At 63.8% G+C, this 16379-nt stretch carries 16 protein-coding genes and 1 tRNA gene; 14 read left to right on the plus strand and 3 right to left on the minus strand.

Annotated elements, in window-relative coordinates; all coding sequences use genetic code 11:
• The first annotated feature begins 201 nt into the window (after window positions 1–201).
• The 4 genes from BDD21_RS19685 to BDD21_RS19700 all read left to right on the plus strand — a co-directional run bounded on the left by BDD21_RS19685 (window position 202) and on the right by BDD21_RS19700 (window position 4065).
• Window positions 202–1563 (plus strand): polysaccharide deacetylase family protein, encoded by a 1362-nt coding sequence (locus BDD21_RS19685; RefSeq protein WP_245969701.1) that lies wholly within the window; start codon window positions 202–204, stop codon window positions 1561–1563.
• 46 nt (window positions 1564–1609) lie between these two features.
• Window positions 1610–3076, plus strand: a complete 1467-nt coding sequence (locus BDD21_RS19690; RefSeq protein WP_120798609.1) for a glycosyl hydrolase family 57 — start codon at window positions 1610–1612, stop codon at window positions 3074–3076.
• A 32-nt stretch (window positions 3077–3108) separates the two neighbouring features.
• Window positions 3109–3513, plus strand: a complete 405-nt coding sequence (locus tag BDD21_RS19695) for a DUF2750 domain-containing protein (RefSeq protein ID WP_120798610.1) — start codon at window positions 3109–3111, stop codon at window positions 3511–3513.
• Between the two features lie 105 nt (window positions 3514–3618).
• The gene (locus BDD21_RS19700) at window positions 3619–4065 is read left to right on the plus strand and encodes a hypothetical protein (RefSeq protein WP_147431155.1); all 447 of its coding nucleotides are present in this window, start codon (window positions 3619–3621) and stop codon (window positions 4063–4065) included.
• Between the two features lie 185 nt (window positions 4066–4250).
• On the opposite strand, the gene BDD21_RS19705 is transcribed toward BDD21_RS19700, so the two are convergent.
• Window positions 4251–5720, minus strand: coding sequence for a 2Fe-2S iron-sulfur cluster-binding protein (locus BDD21_RS19705; RefSeq protein WP_120798612.1), 1470 nt, complete (start codon window positions 5718–5720; stop codon window positions 4251–4253).
• Between the two features lie 175 nt (window positions 5721–5895).
• On the opposite strand from BDD21_RS19705, the gene BDD21_RS19710 reads away from it, so the two are divergent.
• A complete protein-coding gene (locus tag BDD21_RS19710; protein ID WP_120798613.1) occupies window positions 5896–6222 on the plus strand; it encodes a DUF1244 domain-containing protein in 327 nt (108 codons plus the stop codon).
• A 281-nt stretch (window positions 6223–6503) separates the two neighbouring features.
• On the opposite strand, the gene BDD21_RS19715 is transcribed toward BDD21_RS19710, so the two are convergent.
• Together BDD21_RS19715 and BDD21_RS19720 are read right to left on the minus strand one after the other, a co-directional pair.
• The gene (locus BDD21_RS19715; RefSeq protein WP_120798614.1) at window positions 6504–6998 is read right to left on the minus strand and encodes a DUF302 domain-containing protein; all 495 of its coding nucleotides are present in this window, start codon (window positions 6996–6998) and stop codon (window positions 6504–6506) included.
• 121 nt (window positions 6999–7119) lie between these two features.
• Window positions 7120–7401 (minus strand): cupin domain-containing protein, encoded by a 282-nt coding sequence (locus BDD21_RS19720; protein WP_120798615.1) that lies wholly within the window; start codon window positions 7399–7401, stop codon window positions 7120–7122.
• A 134-nt stretch (window positions 7402–7535) separates the two neighbouring features.
• On the opposite strand from BDD21_RS19720, the gene BDD21_RS19725 reads away from it, so the two are divergent.
• The 9 genes from BDD21_RS19725 (at window position 7536) to BDD21_RS19765 (ending at window position 16218) form a co-directional block, all read left to right on the plus strand.
• Window positions 7536–8045: a CinA family protein gene (locus tag BDD21_RS19725; protein WP_120798616.1), complete on the plus strand. Its 510-nt coding sequence runs from the start codon at window positions 7536–7538 to the stop codon at window positions 8043–8045.
• The gene (gene thpR / locus BDD21_RS19730) at window positions 8038–8550 is read left to right on the plus strand and encodes an RNA 2',3'-cyclic phosphodiesterase (protein ID WP_170164830.1); all 513 of its coding nucleotides are present in this window, start codon (window positions 8038–8040) and stop codon (window positions 8548–8550) included. The genes BDD21_RS19725 and thpR overlap by 8 nt, the downstream gene beginning before the upstream one ends.
• Window positions 8551–8881: 331 nt before the next feature.
• Window positions 8882–9949, plus strand: a complete 1068-nt coding sequence (gene recA / locus BDD21_RS19735) for a recombinase RecA (protein WP_120798618.1) — start codon at window positions 8882–8884, stop codon at window positions 9947–9949.
• 21 nt (window positions 9950–9970) lie between these two features.
• Window positions 9971–10426, plus strand: coding sequence for a regulatory protein RecX (locus tag BDD21_RS19740; protein ID WP_120798619.1), 456 nt, complete (start codon window positions 9971–9973; stop codon window positions 10424–10426).
• Window positions 10427–10460: 34 nt separating this feature from the next.
• Window positions 10461–13079, plus strand: a complete 2619-nt coding sequence (gene alaS / locus BDD21_RS19745) for an alanine--tRNA ligase (protein ID WP_120798620.1) — start codon at window positions 10461–10463, stop codon at window positions 13077–13079.
• 169 nt (window positions 13080–13248) lie between these two features.
• On the plus strand, window positions 13249–14478 hold the full coding sequence (locus BDD21_RS19750) for an aspartate kinase (RefSeq protein ID WP_120798621.1): 1230 nt from the start codon (window positions 13249–13251) through the stop codon (window positions 14476–14478).
• A gap of 267 nt (window positions 14479–14745) precedes the next feature.
• Complete coding sequence (gene csrA, locus BDD21_RS19755; protein WP_007192647.1) at window positions 14746–14964, plus strand: carbon storage regulator CsrA; 219 nt, start codon at window positions 14746–14748, stop codon at window positions 14962–14964.
• A 45-nt stretch (window positions 14965–15009) separates the two neighbouring features.
• Window positions 15010–15100 (plus strand) — tRNA-Ser (locus BDD21_RS19760).
• A 665-nt stretch (window positions 15101–15765) separates the two neighbouring features.
• On the plus strand, window positions 15766–16218 hold the full coding sequence (locus tag BDD21_RS19765; RefSeq protein WP_211335105.1) for a hypothetical protein: 453 nt from the start codon (window positions 15766–15768) through the stop codon (window positions 16216–16218).
• Window positions 16219–16379: the final 161 nt, after the last annotated feature.

The raw sequence follows: 16379 nt of genomic DNA on the forward strand, positions 1-16379 counted from the left end.
CGCTCCTCCGGCCACATGGTGCGTCCGCTCGGCTGGCGCAAGTGCGAGTCGACAGGAGGCGTCGGGTTTTTGGGCGTTGGTCGCGCTTCTGTTATCCTCGTCGCATCGCAACCCTCTCCCCTCATGCCGTCCACGAATGCCGTTTTCCTCATGCCATCCCCCTGATGACATCCTTCCAATGACATCTCGGAGTGTCGTACCGTGATCGCCCAGCATGCGCTTGTTTTGAACCTGCATCAGCCCGCCGGCAATCTCGAGGAACTCCTCGACACCCAGAGCTGGGAGGCGAAGGAGATCCTCTTCGCCCTGGATCGCATCCCGCGCAGTCTCTGGGGTCACGAAGACCTGGCTCGCGTCCATGTCTCCCTGTCCGGCACCCTGCTCGAGACCCTGTCGAACCCCGAGTTCCAGAAGCGTGTCTACGGCACCGTGGATTGCGGATCGCTCCTGTGGCACTTCCAGAACGAGAAGCTCTTCGAGGTCTTGGGAACGGGTTATTACCACCCGGTACTGCCCCTGATCCCCGAGGCCGACCGCGAGGAGCAGCTGCGCCGTTGGCTCGGCATCGCACATCACCTGCTGTGGCGTCCGCGCTTCCAAGGCTTCTGGCCGCCCGAGATGGGCTTCTCGATGGAGCTGATCCCGCTGCTGCGCGCCTTCGGCTATCGCTATGTCATGGTCGACAGCGAGCATGTCGAGCCGATCTCGCCCATGAGCTGGCAGGAGCTTCGCTATCGGCCGCATATCGCGCGTTTCGGCGGCGAGGCGATCACCGTGATCGTGCGCGATCGCGACCTCTCCGACGCTCAGGAATCGGGAATGGAGCTGGACTGGTTTCTCGCCGAGGTCGCCGAGCGGACCAAGTGGTGCGACTTCACGCCGCTCGTGACTACCTGCACCGACGGCGAGAACGGCGGCTGGTTCCGCAACGTAACCGAAGGGGCCAACTTCTGGAGTGCCTTCTATCTGCCGTTGCTCGAGCGGGTCGCCGCCGGCGAGGCCGCGATCGCGCCCACCTTCATCAGCCGCTACCTGGATACTTACGGTGCCCACGGCGAGGTGCGCGTGCGCACCGGCGCCTGGAATACCGGCTGGCACCATGGGCGCGACTTCACGCAATGGACCGGCTCGGATCGCCAGAAGCAGGCCATCGACGCCTTCGTCAAGGCCAGTCGAATGGTGCATGACGCGCGTTGGTATGCCACCGAGCGGGGCGTCTGCGAAGGTCCGGAGGCCGAGGCGATCGAGGAGGCGCTGTGGCGTCTGCTGCGCGCCGAGACGAGCTGTCATCTCTACTGGGGCGAGGCATGGGTGCCGCGTGCCGAGGCGGATCTGGAAGCCAGTCGGGCCGCGCTCGCGCGTATCGGGATCCGCGCGGAGGCGGCGGATGCACCCGCACCTGAGTCCACGTCAGAGCCCCAAGACGCGTCCGGGCCGGATTCAATCCCGGCACCCGAAGCGGACGCAACGGACATCCGCGCCGAGGCGGCCGCAAGCGCCCCGTCAAGCCCCGCGCCCGATCGGTCGGCCGCAACCGAAACACCGACACCGAAATCCTCTTGAGCCACTCCGGGAACCCCGGAACCATCATCTTTCCAAGGAGTACAGCGTGAAACCGCTACCCGAGTACGTCGATGACCTTCCGAATATCTGCGGCCATGAGTCGGACGTCGACGCCGTCGTTGCCGACGCGCGGACGCGGTCGCTGTTCGCCGAGCGCGGCGGCATCGATTTCGGCTCCATCCGCTCGGCGACCGCCATCGCCCTGCACCAGCATCAGCCCCTGATCCCGGCCGGCGGCGGGGATCTTCGCAGCGCCGCCCTGATCAGCAATCTCCAGTACATGATGGAGAACCAGCACATCGGGGACAATTACAACGCCCCGGCCTTTGTCTGGTGCTACAAGCGCATGGGCGAGTTCATTCCGCAGTTGATCGGCGAGGGCAAGTCGCCGCGCTGCATGCTCGAATACTCGGGCACCCTGCTGCACGGTCTGCGCAAGATGGGCGAGCATCATGTGATCGATGCGCTCAAGGGCATGACCTGCAACCCTGACTACAACTGGGCTGTGGAGTGGCTCGGCATGCCTTGGGGCCACGCGGTCGCGCCCTCCACGCCGGTGCAGGACTTCCGTCTGCACGTGAAGGCGTTCCAGCATCACTTCGCTGCCATCTTCGGATGGGAGGCGTTGGAGCGGGTGCGCGGCTTCTCCCCCTCCGAGATGGCCCTGCCCAATCATCCCGATGTCGCCTACGCCTTCGTCAAGACGCTGGTGGACTGCGGCTTTCAATGGGTCCTGGTGCAGGAGCACACGGTTCAGCAGATCGACACCGGGCGGAATCCGGAACGGCCGCACATCCCGCATCGCCTGGTCGTCACCAACTCGCATGGGGAGACCGCGAGCATCATCGCCATTGTCAAGACGCAGGGGTCGGACACCAAGCTGGTCGCCCAGATGCAACCCTGGTACGAGGCGCAAGGGCTGCAGCGCGTCGCGCTCGCCGGCAAGTCGATCCCGCCGCTGGTCACCCAGATCGCCGACGGGGAGAACGGCGGCGTCATGATGAACGAGTTCCCGGGCAAGTTCATGGAGGTGGTCGCCGCCTCGAGCCATACCGACACGCCGATGATGAACGGGAGCGAATACCTGGAGCACCTCTTCGCGCTCGGGATCAAGGAGTCCGATCTCCCCGAGGTCCAACCCCTGTTTCACGACCGCATCTGGGCGCGCATCCAGCCGGGCGACGGACCGGAGAAGCTGGAGAAGGCGATCGCCGAGCTCAAGCAGGAAGATGGCCGATTCCACATGGAAGGCGGCAGTTGGACGTCGGACCTCTCCTGGGTGAAGGGCTACGACGACGTGCTGGGACCGATGGAGGAGGCGAGCGCCAACTTCAATCAAAAGGTCCTGATTCCCGGCGTCGCCGCCAACGACCCGCGCTATCGCAACGCGCTCTTCCACCTGATGGCCTCACAAACCAGCTGCTATCGCTACTGGGGGCAGGGCCTGTGGACCGACTACGGGCGCGAGATCTGCCGACGGGTCAATGCGATCCTCGAGCAGGACTTCGGCTGACGAGCGCCATCAATTTTGGAAACGAGTTTGCAATGAACGCACTACCGAACGCAGAGGATCTCTCGGGCAGTTTCGACCTGCCGGGCGAAGAGCGCTATATCGCGTTTCTTGCACATGTCATGCAACAGGGCCAGGTCTGGACCTTAAAGGGAGATGATGGTTTTATTGCGTTCTCCGACGATGAAGGGCGGGATTGCTTTCCCTTCTGGCCTGATGCGGCATGCGCCACGGCCCTGGCGACGCAGGATTGGGCCGATTGTCGGGCCGAGCCGCTGGCGATCGACGTCTTCATGACCCGTTGGTTGCCCGGCATGGCGAAGGACGGCCGGATGGTCGCGGTCTTTCCAGCGCCGGATGGGTCGGGTGTGGTCATCGCGCCCGAGACCCTGCTCGACGATCTCCGGGAGGAGGGCGAACAGGGAGAGCAGGGCGATTGACGGGACTCTGTTGAAGGGATGATCCGAGGTCGGTCACTCGCGGGCTGAACGGTTGCTCGCGAGTCCGTCGAGGGCACGCGTTTTGGTCACGAAGGGATGAACACCGTGAACGATACCTTAAGCAAGATCAAGGCTCAGGCAGAGCGTGCCAGAAGCTCGCAAGAGGAGGGCAAGGAGACGTCGCTGGAGAAGGCGCAGCGTCGACACGCGGCGGCGCTGCCCTTGCTGCAGGCGTTCGCCGATGTTCAGGACAATTTCGTCAAGATCGACGTGCTCAAACGCATCTGGCCGGGGGACTACGATCGGCGGCCCGACCGGGTCCACGGCTTGGTGGCGGCTGTGCTCGGCGGCGAAGCGCATCCCTGCGGTCTCATGTTGCATGTTCCCGGCGGTCTGTGCTCCTTCGAGGTGCGTGAAACCTGGGACGGCAAGATCATCTATACGAGTTCGCGCGAGACCACCGGAGCAAGGCATCTGCTGTGGCAGTTCGACCAACCCGAGCCCTGGCTCGACGGGTTTTATCGGACCATGGCGGGGCTGCTCGAGGTTTAAAACGCGTCCAGAGCGAGATGCTCACTTTCGAGTGAACTCGACGTTTGGTGCATCAACAGCCATTAGCGGACACGCGGTTTAAAATGATAAATTTTTAAACTCTTAAACCGCGCATTCTCCAGCGGTCGTTAAATTTGCCGGGGTCGATCCCATCCAAAAACATCGCATACCGCCTCAGGCGCGGTTTAAGATTCGGTGATCTCGCAGGCAATTCGGTCACCGGCAATGCCTTCGTCGCGGAGCAGCTCCGCCAGCCGCCCGATGGGCGCTTCCGGACCGGCCAGATAGAAACGCAGTCCGCGTAGATCCGGGTGATCGGCACGGATGACCGCGAAGACATCCTCCGCACGGCCGCTCATCAGCGGGGTCAGTTGGAAGTTGTCCAACGCATCCGTGAGCGCGCGGCCCCAACGTCCATGATAATGCCCCTCCGGATACTGCGTGTCCCAGTACAGATGGAAGGATTCGATCACGTCGATCGAAACGGCGTGCTCGATCAGGCTCTTCACGGGTGCAATACCGTCGCCGAAGGCGATGAAGACCGCCGGCTCGGGCGCGTCCTCGGTCAGAACGAAACGTCCGTAGGGTCCCTCGACCGTGATGAGATGGCCGGGGCGCAGGGGTTTAAAGACTGCGTCCGAGAAGGCATCGGTGCCGCGTCGGATATGGAACCAGAGGTTTCGGGCGTTGCAGGGACAGCTTGCGATCGACAGCTCGCGACTCGCACCGTCTTCGAGCGTGAGCCGCACGCGCTGGCCCGACATGAACCGCAGCGTCTGGGTCCGCGGGGTCTGGACGTTCAACGAGACGAGATCCTCGGAGATGTGCTCGAGCTTGCGCAGACCGGCTCGAATCTCCTGATGCGGTAGATCGGTCACCGTGAGCGCCTCGGCGGCCTCGATGACGACGTCGGTCACGGCCGTGTGTGAGCAGGTCAAGAGATAACCCATCGCCTTCTCGCGCTCGCTCAGGACATAGTCGTGCTCGCGAATCCGCCGCGTCTCGCCGCTGATCAGGCGCGCCTTGCAGGCCCCGCAGTTGCCGCTCGCGCAACCATAATTGAGGTTGATCCCGGCGCGCACGGAGGCGTCGAGAATCGACTCGTTGCCCTCGACGAAATAGTCGTGACCGCTCGGGATGAGTTTGACGTTCGCTGCCATGATGCGCAAAAAGGTGTCTTTGGCGAAGAGTTGTGCGCGCTCGTCCGTCACCGCATGGATGGTCAGAGACGCGCGGGCGTCGAGGAACCAGTCGCGCGTCTCGCACGCCTGCCCACGGACGCGCTCGGGACCTGAATCGGCGAGCGCCTTCAGACGCACGCCGACCTGATCCAAAAGGTCCTCTGCAGCGCTCAGGGCCGACATCCGCTCGACGAGCGTCTTGCTCATCGCCCGCAGCCGTGCGACCAGGACCTGCGGCTCGGGCAGTGCGGCGTCATGCCCCTCGGTCTTGGGAAGCGCATCGCTCTTGATGCGCTCGACCCGCTCCAACGCCGCGTCGTCCGTGAGGCTGACCGACGGGAAGGCGCGCAGAAGATCGCTGACGGCGACCGAGCCCTCGAAGGTGGCGATCTCGCCGCGTCTGATGCGCCGCTGCAACTCGGCGCGGGTGACGCCGGCAAGACGTGCTGCGCGGGACAAGCTCAGGTAGTCCATGGGGCGTGAGGTCTCCGATGTGGCCAGCGGGTCGGGGCGGCGTATGCAACACGTTTACCCGGGTCAAACGCGCAAAACCTCAAGGTCACCCCGATAGTGTTTAATCCGGAGTATCCGCGCCTCCCGGTGCGACTTCAATCCATCGGCTCAACCCACCTTTCGAAGGAGAGATCACGTGGACGACAACACCAAGATTCAGATCGAGGCCGCCGCATTCCGTGGCTTGGTCGAGCACCTGCAACGCCGCACCGATGTGCAGAACATCGACCTCATGAACCTGGCCGGCTTCTGCCGAAACTGCCTCTCCAAATGGTATATGAACGCCGCGGCAGAGAGCGGTGTCGAGATGTCCTACGACCAGGCGCGGGAGGCGATTTACGGCATGCCCTATTCGGACTGGAAGACCCGCTATCAGCAGGAAGCGACCGCCGAGCAGGCGCGCCTGTTCGAGGAAACGCAGCCGTTGCACGCCGTCGTGAGCGGTCACGGCGGAAGGTCTTAAATCGCGCCCAGCGCGGTATGCGAAATTTTCGGATGGAATCGGCCCCTTCAGACTTGACGGCCCCTGGAGCCGACGCGGCTTAAGACGATGTCCGAGAAAAAGCCTACCAATCGAGGATGCCCGTAGGGGCGAATTTATTCGCCCCTTGGCAGGGAGATCCTTGCCCGGAAATCGCCTAAGGCATTAAAAAAATGAAATTTTAAACCGCGTCTCACCGAGATCGAGGAAATCCCCAAAGGCAAACGCAACGCGAAAATGGCGCATGCCGCTCTGGACGCGGTTTAGAGGTCGCCTGTCGCGCCCGCGGTCATGATCTCCTCGATGGTGTCGCGCACCTTCACGGCATGCCCCATCAGATTCGGCGGCAGGTCGGCCATCTCGATGACCTTGTTCAGATCGAGTGTCGTCAGCCATGCCTGTCCTTCCTGATCCTCGATCAGGGTGATTCGGCAGGGTAGATACGCGGAGAAGTCAATGTTCTCCTTGATCATTTCATTGGCGATTCGGGCATCGCAGAACTGGAATATCTCGATCCGCTTGGCCTCCACACCCATCGACTCCAGCTCTTTGTAGAGGGGCAGGTGAGCGACCATTTTGAAGTTCAGCGCGTTGGCCCGCAGCATCATCGACTCGACGGCCTCGTCCATCGAAACATCTTCGGCCAAGGGCATCTTGAGCACGGTATCGGCGATCGTCATGGCTTCCGCACGTGCTTGGCCAGCGATAAAGGTCAACGGCAGAAGGGCGATCAGCAGGGACAGCAGGATCTTTCGCATTGTCGTGTCTCTCCGGTTGGTTATTGGTATTTTTGGAACGAAACCGCGCCCAGCGCGTCCTGCGATGGTGTTGGATGGGATCGGCCCGGGCAGACGTGACGACCGTCGGAGCCGGCGCGGTCTAGTCGAATCGGTAATGCTTCTCGACCGGGTCGACCACCTCCCAGGTGCACTCCATGCCGGCGGGGAAGGTAATGAGGTCTCCGCGACTGAAGGTCTGGGTCTCGCCGCCGGCCGGGGTGACATGAAAACGCCCGCGCACCACGTAACAGGTCTCGGCGCGATCGTAACGCCAGGGAAAGGTCGACGGCTCCTTTTTCCAGACCGCCCAGTCCTCGACGCCGAGGACATCCAGCTTGGCGGGGGAAGGCTTATGTTCGCAGTAAATCTGAAGGTCGGTCATCCATTGGCTCCGGGGTCGGCCGCCGCGATTGGCGGGTCTGGCTTTGATGGGTCGGCATTCTGGAGCGAATCCGTTGGATTTTCCACCCGAGAGGCCGATTTGCGTCCTCGACGCCTTTGCGGTTTGATTCCGTCATGAACGATCTGCATGCCCTCTACGAGCAAGAACCAAGCGCCGTCGCGCTTGCCGAGGTGATGCTGCGCTCGGGCCTGCGGCTTGCGGTCGCGGAGTCCTGTACCGGCGGCTGGTTGGCGAAGGTCGTCACGGATCTCCCCGGCAGCAGCGCCTGGCTCGATCGCGGGTTCGTCACCTACAGCAACGCGTCCAAGCAGGAGATGCTCGGCGTGCGTGCAGAGACGCTTGCCGCGCAGGGCGCCGTGAGCGAGCCGGTGGTTGCGGAGATGGCCTTGGGTGCCTTGAGTCGCAGCCAAGCCCAAGTTGCCGTCGCCATCAGCGGCGTGGCGGGACCCGGCGGAGGCAGCCCCGAGAAGCCGGTCGGGACTGTCTGTCTTGCCTGGGCGTGGCCCGAGGGGCGGGTCGAAGCCCGACGATTCCACTTCGACGGCGATCGCGATGCCGTGCGGCGCTGCTCGGTGCAGGCGGCGATCGACGGTTTGGTCGAGCGGCTCCGCGACCTTGTCTGAGCGCTGGTTCTTCGCCCTTTGGCCCGATGACGCGGTCCGCGCCGCTCTGGCTTCGCGCCTCCCCGAGCTTCTGCCCGTCGGTGCACGGGCAACCCACCCGAGCGATTTTCATCTGACGCTTGCCTTCCTCGGCCCGCTCGCACCCGATGTCCTCGGTTGTGCGGAGCGCGCCGCGGATCGGATCCGAGCCGCTGGATTTGACTTGGAGATCGATCGGGTCGGACATTTCGCTCGGGCGCACGTGCTCTGGTGCGCGCCCGCAACGCCGCCCGAGGCCCTGCCGGCGCTCGTGCGGGATCTTCAGGCGCAGCTCTCGATCTGCGGTCTCGCCGCCGATCCGCGTCCGTATCGGCCGCACATCACACTCGCACGCAAGGCCGCGGCGATGCCGGCCTCAGACTGGTCGACGCCGATGCGTTGGTCGGTTCGCGAGCTTGTGCTGGCCGCCGGATACGGCGGTCCCGGGCCGCGTTATCGGGTGCGTCGTCGCTGGGCGTTGATCTAAACCGCACCGTCTCCATCGGGCGTCAAATCCGCCGGATCCGATGTCATCCAAAGGCATCGCATACCGTGCCGGGTGTGGTTTAGAGCGCACCGACTCGACTCCACACGCATCCGCGCGCGTGCGAGATGCGCGATTTGAATGGTTTGCGCACCCGGCTCGGTGGCATGCCTTGTGACGTTTTTCGATCCGCTATGCGATAATCCGCGACTTGCCGTGCGAGCGTCGGGTGTCTTGGCCGATGCTGCTGTCGTTCGCCGGTCGCTTCGGATCCGGACGTTGCAGAACACGCCCCTTTACGAACATCAAGCCGATCAGGTTCAACGGAGACCCAATGGACGACAACCGCAAGAAGGCGCTGGCCGCCGCGCTGACCCAGATCGAAAAACAGTTCGGTAAGGGCTCGGTGATGCGCATGGGCGACACCGGTGTCATCCGGGAGGTCGAAGCCATCTCGACCGGCTCGCTCGGCCTGGATCTCGCGCTCGGCATCGGCGGCGTGCCCAAGGGCCGCGTGGTCGAGATCTACGGCCCCGAATCCTCCGGCAAGACCACACTCACCCTGCACATCATCGCCGAGGCGCAAAAGGCCGGGGGCACGGCGGCCTTCGTCGACGCCGAGCATGCCTTGGATCCCGGCTATGCCGAGAAGCTCGGCGTGAACATGAACGACTTGCTGGTCTCCCAGCCCGACACCGGCGAGCAGGCGCTCGAGATCACCGACATGCTGGTGCGCTCCGGCGCGGTCGATGTCGTGGTCGTCGACTCGGTCGCGGCACTGACCCCGAAGGCCGAGATCGAGGGCGAGATGGGCGACTCGCACGTCGGCCTGCAGGCGCGTCTCATGTCCCAGGCGCTGCGCAAGCTCACCGGCAACATCAAGCGCTCCAACTGTCTGGTGATCTTCATCAATCAGATCCGGATGAAGATCGGCGTCATGTTTGGCTCCCCGGAAACCACGACCGGCGGCAACGCGCTCAAGTTCTACGCCTCGGTTCGGCTGGATATCCGCCGCATCGGCAGCATCAAGAAGGGCGACGAGGTTATCGGCAACGAGACCAAGGTCAAGGTCGTCAAGAACAAAGTCGCACCGCCCTTCAGGCAGGCCGAGTTCGACATCCTCTACGGCCAAGGCATCTCGCGCGAAGGCGAGATCATCAGCCTGGGCGTGAACGAGGGCTTCGTCGAAAAGTCCGGCGCCTGGTACAGCTACGAGGGCAATCGCATCGGGCAGGGCAAAGACAACGCGCGGGTCTTCCTGTGCGAGAACCCCGAGATTGCCCGGGCGATCGAGGCGAAGATCCGCGACAAGCTGCTGCCCAAGATCGGCGATCCCTTGCCCGGCACCGGTGTCGCACCGATTGCCGAGGCTCCGCTCGCCGATTCCCCGGCGGAGATCTAGGCCGAAGCCCCTCGTCGAGCGATGGACGAACCTGACCCCGCGGCGGAGATCGCCGATCGAGCCCGTCGACTGCTTGCCGTCCGCGAGCATTCGCGTCTGGAGCTGACACGTAAGCTGCGCGCGCGCGGCTTCGACGACGCCGGGATTGCGCAGGCGCTTGACCGACTGGTCGCCGACGGGGCGCTCGATGAGGGCCGTATGGTTGAGCAGTACGTGGCCGAGCGCGCAGCCAAGGGGTTCGGTCCCCTGCGAATCCGCTCCGAGTTGTCTGAAAAGGGCCTTCCCGATACCCTCGTCGACCCTCATCTCGATGCCATGCGGGATGATTGGGCAGCCTATATGGCAGAAATCTACGATCGCCGATTCGGCAGCGCGCCGCCGCCCGATCGCACCGAGTACGCCCGGCGCGGGCGTTTCCTCGAGCAACGTGGATTTCCCCCCGAGATGATCCGCCGCTTCCTGCGCTGGCCAGATTGACCGGCCGGCGTCCGCAGTCCAACCGAGCATACCCATGACCACCAGCACCAGTACCCGCACCAGCGCAGAGCTTCGAGCGAGTTTTCTCGACTATTTCGCGCAACGCGATCACGAACCTGTGCCGTCCAGCCCCCTGGTGCCGGGCAACGACCCGACCCTGCTCTTCACCAATGCCGGGATGGTGCAGTTCAAGGAGGTCTTTCTCGGGCGCGAGCGGCGTGCCTACAACCGCGCGGTCAGCTCGCAGCGCTGCGTGCGTGCCGGCGGCAAGCACAACGATCTTGAAAACGTCGGCTACACCGCACGGCATCACACCTTCTTCGAGATGCTCGGCAACTTCAGCTTCGGCGACTATTTCAAGCGCGAGGCGATCGAGTATGCCTGGGACTATCTGACCCGGGTTCTTGCCCTGCCGCCCGAGCGGCTCTGGATCACCGTCTACACCGAAGACGACGAGGCCGCCGACATCTGGCTGAAGGAGATCGGCGCCGACGCCTCGCGCTTCTCGCGCTGCGGTGCGAAGGACAATTTCTGGTCGATGGGCGAGACCGGACCCTGCGGCCCCTGTTCGGAGATCTTCTACGACCACGGCCCCGAGATCCCCGGCGGCCCGCCCGGCTCGCCGGACGAGGACGGCGACCGCTACGTGGAGATCTGGAACCTGGTCTTCATGCAGTACAACCGCGACGCCGAGGGCAATCTCACCCCGCTGCCGCGCCCGTCCGTGGATACCGGAATGGGTCTGGAGCGACTCGCCGCCGTGATGCAGGGCGTGCACAGCAACTACGAGATCGATCTGTTCGTACGTCTCATCGACGCGGCGGCGCGCTTCACCGGCTGTGCCGATCGCGAGAACAAGTCGCTGCGCGTCATCGCCGACCATATCCGCTCGGCCGCCTTCCTGATCACCGACGGGGTGACGCCCGGCAACGAGGGCAGGGGTTATGTGCTGCGTCGCATCATGCGTCGGGCCATCCGACACGGCTACCAGCTCGGGTGCACCACGCCCTTTTTCCATCGACTGGTCTCGGCGCTCGTCGCCGAGATGGGAGCGGCCTACCCGGAGCTGGTCGCCGCTCGCGAGCATGTCGAGCGCATCATCCTGCTCGAGGAAGAGCGCTTCGCCGAGACCCTCGAGCACGGCATGCGCCTGCTCGACGAGGCCATCGCGGGACTGAACGATGCGCGGATCCCCGGCGAGACCGTGTTCAAACTCTACGACACCTATGGATTTCCGACCGACCTGACGGCCGACATTGCCCGTGAGCGCGGCCTGAGCCTAGACATGACCGGCTTCGAGCAGGCGATGGCGCAGCAGCGCGAGCGCGCTCGCGCCGCCAGCCAGTTCGGCGGCGCGGGCAGTCTCGAGATCGATGTCCAGGGCGAGACCGAATTTTGCGGCTACGAGCGGCTGCAAGAGGAGGCGACGGTTGTCGCCCTCTATTCCGCGCACGGCTCCTGCGACCAGCTCGCCGCGGGCGAGGAAGGTCTGGTTGTCCTTGATCTCACGCCCTTCTATGCAGAGTCCGGCGGCCAAGTCGGGGATCGCGGCTGGCTTCTCGGCGAGGGCGGCCGGTTCGAGGTGCTGGATGCGCAGAAGAAAGGCGAGGGCGCTGTGTGTCATCTCGGCCGCATCGACGAGGGCGTTCTGAGCGTCGGCGATCGAGTCGATGCGCGCGTCGACGTCGAACGACGGCGCGCAACGGCTTTGAACCACTCGGCCACCCATTTGCTGCATGCGGCCCTACGTCACGTCCTGGGCGAGCATGTGCAGCAGAAGGGCTCGCTCGTCGGTCCGGAGCGACTGCGCTTTGACTTCTCGCACTACGAGGCCGTCTCGCGCGAGCAGCTGCTGGCGATCGAACGGATGGTCAACCGCGAGGTCCGCGAAAATCATCTCGTCGAGACCCGGATCATGAGCCTCGACGATGCCAAGGCGTCCGGGGCCATGGCACTCTTCGGGGAGAAATATTCCGATCAGGTGCGCGTGCTGCGCATGGGGGAGTTCTCCACCGAGCTGTGCGGCGGCACCCATGTCAAAGCGGTCGGCGACATCGGTCTGGTCAAGATCATCGGCGAGAGCGGCATCGCCTCGGGCGTGCGGCGGATCGAGGCCGTGACCGGCGCGACCGCGCTCGACTGGATCGAGGCCGACGAGGATCGACTCATTCGCCTTTCCGGGCTCCTCAAGGGCGGGCGCGATGACGTCGACCAGCGGGTCGTTGCGCTGCTCGAACGCAGCCGTCGGCTCGAAAAGGAGCTCGAGCAGCTCAAGGCCAAGCTCGCCAGCTCCGCCGGCCAGGATCTGGCGTCGCAGGCGGTGCTGATCGACGGCATCAAGGTGCTCGCCGCGCGGCTCGAAGGGGCCGATTCCAAGGCCCTGCGCGTCACGCTCGATCAGCTCAAGGACAAGCTCGGCTCGGCCGTCGTCGTCCTCGCGACGGAGGGCGACGGCAAGGTCAGCTTGATCGCCGGCGTGACCAAGGATCTCACAGACCGTCTGAAGGCCGGCGATCTGATCCGCGAGGTCGCCGAGAAGGTCGGCGGCAAAGGCGGCGGGCGTCCGGACATGGCCCAAGCCGGCGGCAACGATCCGGCTGGGCTGCCCGCGGCCTTGGCGCTGGTGGACGGTTGGGTGCGGCAGCGGGTTTAGGCTGCATGTCGGGTGACGCTGTCGCTACCCCGACAGACCTGGTCTCGCGGGGGCGCGCGGCGGGTCGTCGGGATCATCAACAGAACTTTTTTCGGGCTCGTTGCACCCACGCGGATCAACGGACCCAATCCATCGGGAGAGAGCGAGACGTGCGTGCCGGGAGAATTCGATGGGGCTGATCGTCCAGAAGTACGGCGGCACATCCGTGGCCAATGCGGAGCGGATCAAGGCGGTCGCCGAACGCGTCAAACGCTGGCGCGATGAGGGGCATCAGGTCGTGGTCGTGGTCTCGGCCATGTCCGGAGAGACCGATCGACTGGTGGGGCTCGCCAAGCAGATCCAAGAGCGCCCGCTCCCGCGGGAGCTCGACGTGCTCCTGTCCACCGGCGAGCAGGTGACCATCGCCCTGCTGAGCATGGCGCTCGACGCCATGGGCTGTGCCGCGCGCTCCTACACGGGGGGGCAGGTGCACATCCTCACCGACAGCGTGCACAATAAGGCGCGTATCCACGACATCGACGGCGCCCGTGTCGGAGCCGATCTCGAAGCCGGTCGGGTCGTGGTCATCGCCGGTTTCCAGGGCGTCGACCGCGAAGGCAACATCACCACACTCGGGCGCGGCGGCTCGGACACCTCCGCCGTGGCGATCGCGGCGGCCTTGAAGGCCGACGAATGCCAGATCTACACCGATGTGGACGGCGTCTACACCACCGACCCGCGCGTCGAGCCCAAAGCGCGCAAGCTCGATCGCATCACCTTCGAGGAAATGCTCGAGATGGCCAGTCTCGGCTCCAAGGTGCTGCAGATCCGCTCGGTCGAGTTTGCCGGTAAATACAGGGTGCCCCTGCGCGTGCTCTCGAGCTTCCAAGAAGGCGAGGGCACGCTCATCACGTTCGAGGAAGACATCGTGGAAGACGCCAAGATCTCCGGAATCGCCTTCAGCCGCGACGAGGCCAAGCTGACCGTGCTCGGCGTGCCCGACCAGCCCGGTGTGGCCTACCGGATCCTCGGGCCGATCGCCGACGCCAACATCGAAGTCGACATGATCATCCAGAATGTCGCCGCCCAAGAGGCGACGACCGACTTCACCTTTACCGTGCATCGCAACGATTTTCCGCGCGCCCTGGAGATCCTGGATCGCACGGCGAAGGAGCTTGGTGCACGTCAAGTGCTCGGCGACAGCCGGATCGTGAAGATCTCGTTGGTCGGGGTCGGGATGCGCAGCCATGCGGGGATTGCGAGTCTCATGTTCTCGACACTGGCCAAGGAAGGGATCAATATCCGCATGATCTCGACCTCGGAGATCAAGATCTCGGTCGTGGTCGACGAGAAGTATCTTGAGCTCGGAGTACGGTCCCTGCACGATGCGTTTGGGCTCGGCGTACACGTATCATCCTGAAGCGTCGTCGATGCGTGAATCGACCGTCGGTCGGCTCGAATCCGCGAGGGGCCCTTGGAATTGCGTTTTCGAGGACAATAATCCCCAAGAGATGCGCGAAACTTTTTGGTTTTTGCGGGTAGATGCTAAAATCCTCCAGCGAGACTTGGTTTCTCAAATTCGATCTGAGCCTAGCTGTGCCTTCGAAGCAACCGACCCGCGATACGTCTGGTGGACGGCTCGGGTAATATCATTCAATCGGAAAAGGAACGGAAGGGAGATTAAGCGATGTTGATTCTGACCCGCCGGGTTGGCGAAACCCTCATGATCGGCGACGAGGTCACGGTGACTGTCCTCGGTGTCAAAGGAAACCAGGTACGAATCGGGGTCAATGCACCTCGCGACGTCGCCGTCCATCGTGAGGAAATCTACGAGCGCATTAAGCGGGAACAAGCCGAAGGTGGTCCGATCGCAGGAGCGGTCCCTCCAGGCACTCGCCTCGACTGAGGCTGTAGCCAAGGACGCGTAGGCAGGATAAACTACGCGTTCGTCGGAGAGATGGCCGAGTGGCTGAAGGCGCTCCCCTGCTAAGGGAGTATAGGCTAATCCCCTATCGAGGGTTCGAATCCCTCTCTCTCCGCCACTAATAATTCTTAAATACATGATTTTAAAAGAAAAATAATAGATTAAGAGTCGGCATACCCACAAACGTACCCACAAAATGCTCCGGGCTTTCTCAAGGCGTCCTTGGACAAAGTAGCCGACCCCGAACGGACCGCCGTCGGCAAGCCATCCTCATCTTCGTTCAGTGTGTGATCTTCCATGTGAGATCGCCGCACCTCGTCGGGACCACCTCGACGTCCAGTTTCCGTGTGTTTCGCGATTGACCCGGCTGATGGTTACCCCGCCAATGTCAATACCGATCGCATCCCGACTAAGCGACCGTGTCGGCTGCGCGAAACGCGCGTTGGTTGGTCGCGACGGCGCACTTCTCCGATTTCGCCTTGTAGTTGTCGCTGGTGTTGGGGAAGGGCTTGCACAAAACCGCGCGTGTCGACGCGGACGGGTGCGATCCGCCGCTAGCAGTCGTCGGTCGACCTCGCGTATGGCGATAGGTGCCGGTGCCCGAAGGTGCATCACGGCGTCGGCGCGTCCTCGGCCACGTTCGTTCCGGTAGCCCGGTTTAGCCTATTCCCGGCGCGTCACCGATCGCGCCGTCGGCTCGACCACCCAAAGGCGCATTCCGTACTCTCCGAAGACCCGCTGGCGCCATTGCGTCGTAGGCGTCACCGCGGGCGGTCGAGTCGATTGCGCCGTCGAGGAAGATCACACGGGCCGCCTCCGCTCGCCGTCACGGGACGGCAGTGTGCGCGCGGTCCGCACCGGTCCACCTTTGCTTCGCACCGAATCGACAAGCAATACGGACTCATCTGCTTCTTCGACTGCCTGCACGATCTGGGCGATCCGGTTGCTGCGGCCCGCTATGCCGCACGGGTGCTGACCCCCGGCGGGACAGTGATGCTCGTCGAGCCCTTCGCCCACGACCGGGTCGAGCACAACCTTTCGCCGGTCGCCCGGCTGTACTACGCGGCGTCGAGCACGATCTGCTGTGCCCATGCAATCTCCGAGGGCGGCGAGCTCGTCCTCGGCGCACAGGCCGGCGAGGCCAAATTGGCCGAGGTGTTCCGCAAGGCCGGCTTTACCCACTTCCGGCGCGCGGCCGAGACGCCCTTCAACTTGATCCTCGAAGTGCGCCGCTGACGGCTTCGGAGAGACGGGGTCGGGATCCTGACACTGTTTGTCGGCATGATCTTGCTCTTCCCCGTACTGGGTTATGCCACCCGGGAAAGCTATCGGCGACTCGTAGCATAGACCGGCGCGCGATCGGGGGCCGCCCGAAATACCCATGTCCTCGCCGATCG

The sequence above is a fragment of the Thiocapsa rosea genome, from assembly GCF_003634315.1.
In the GTDB taxonomy this organism is placed as follows: Bacteria; Pseudomonadota; Gammaproteobacteria; order Chromatiales; family Chromatiaceae; genus Thiocapsa; species Thiocapsa rosea.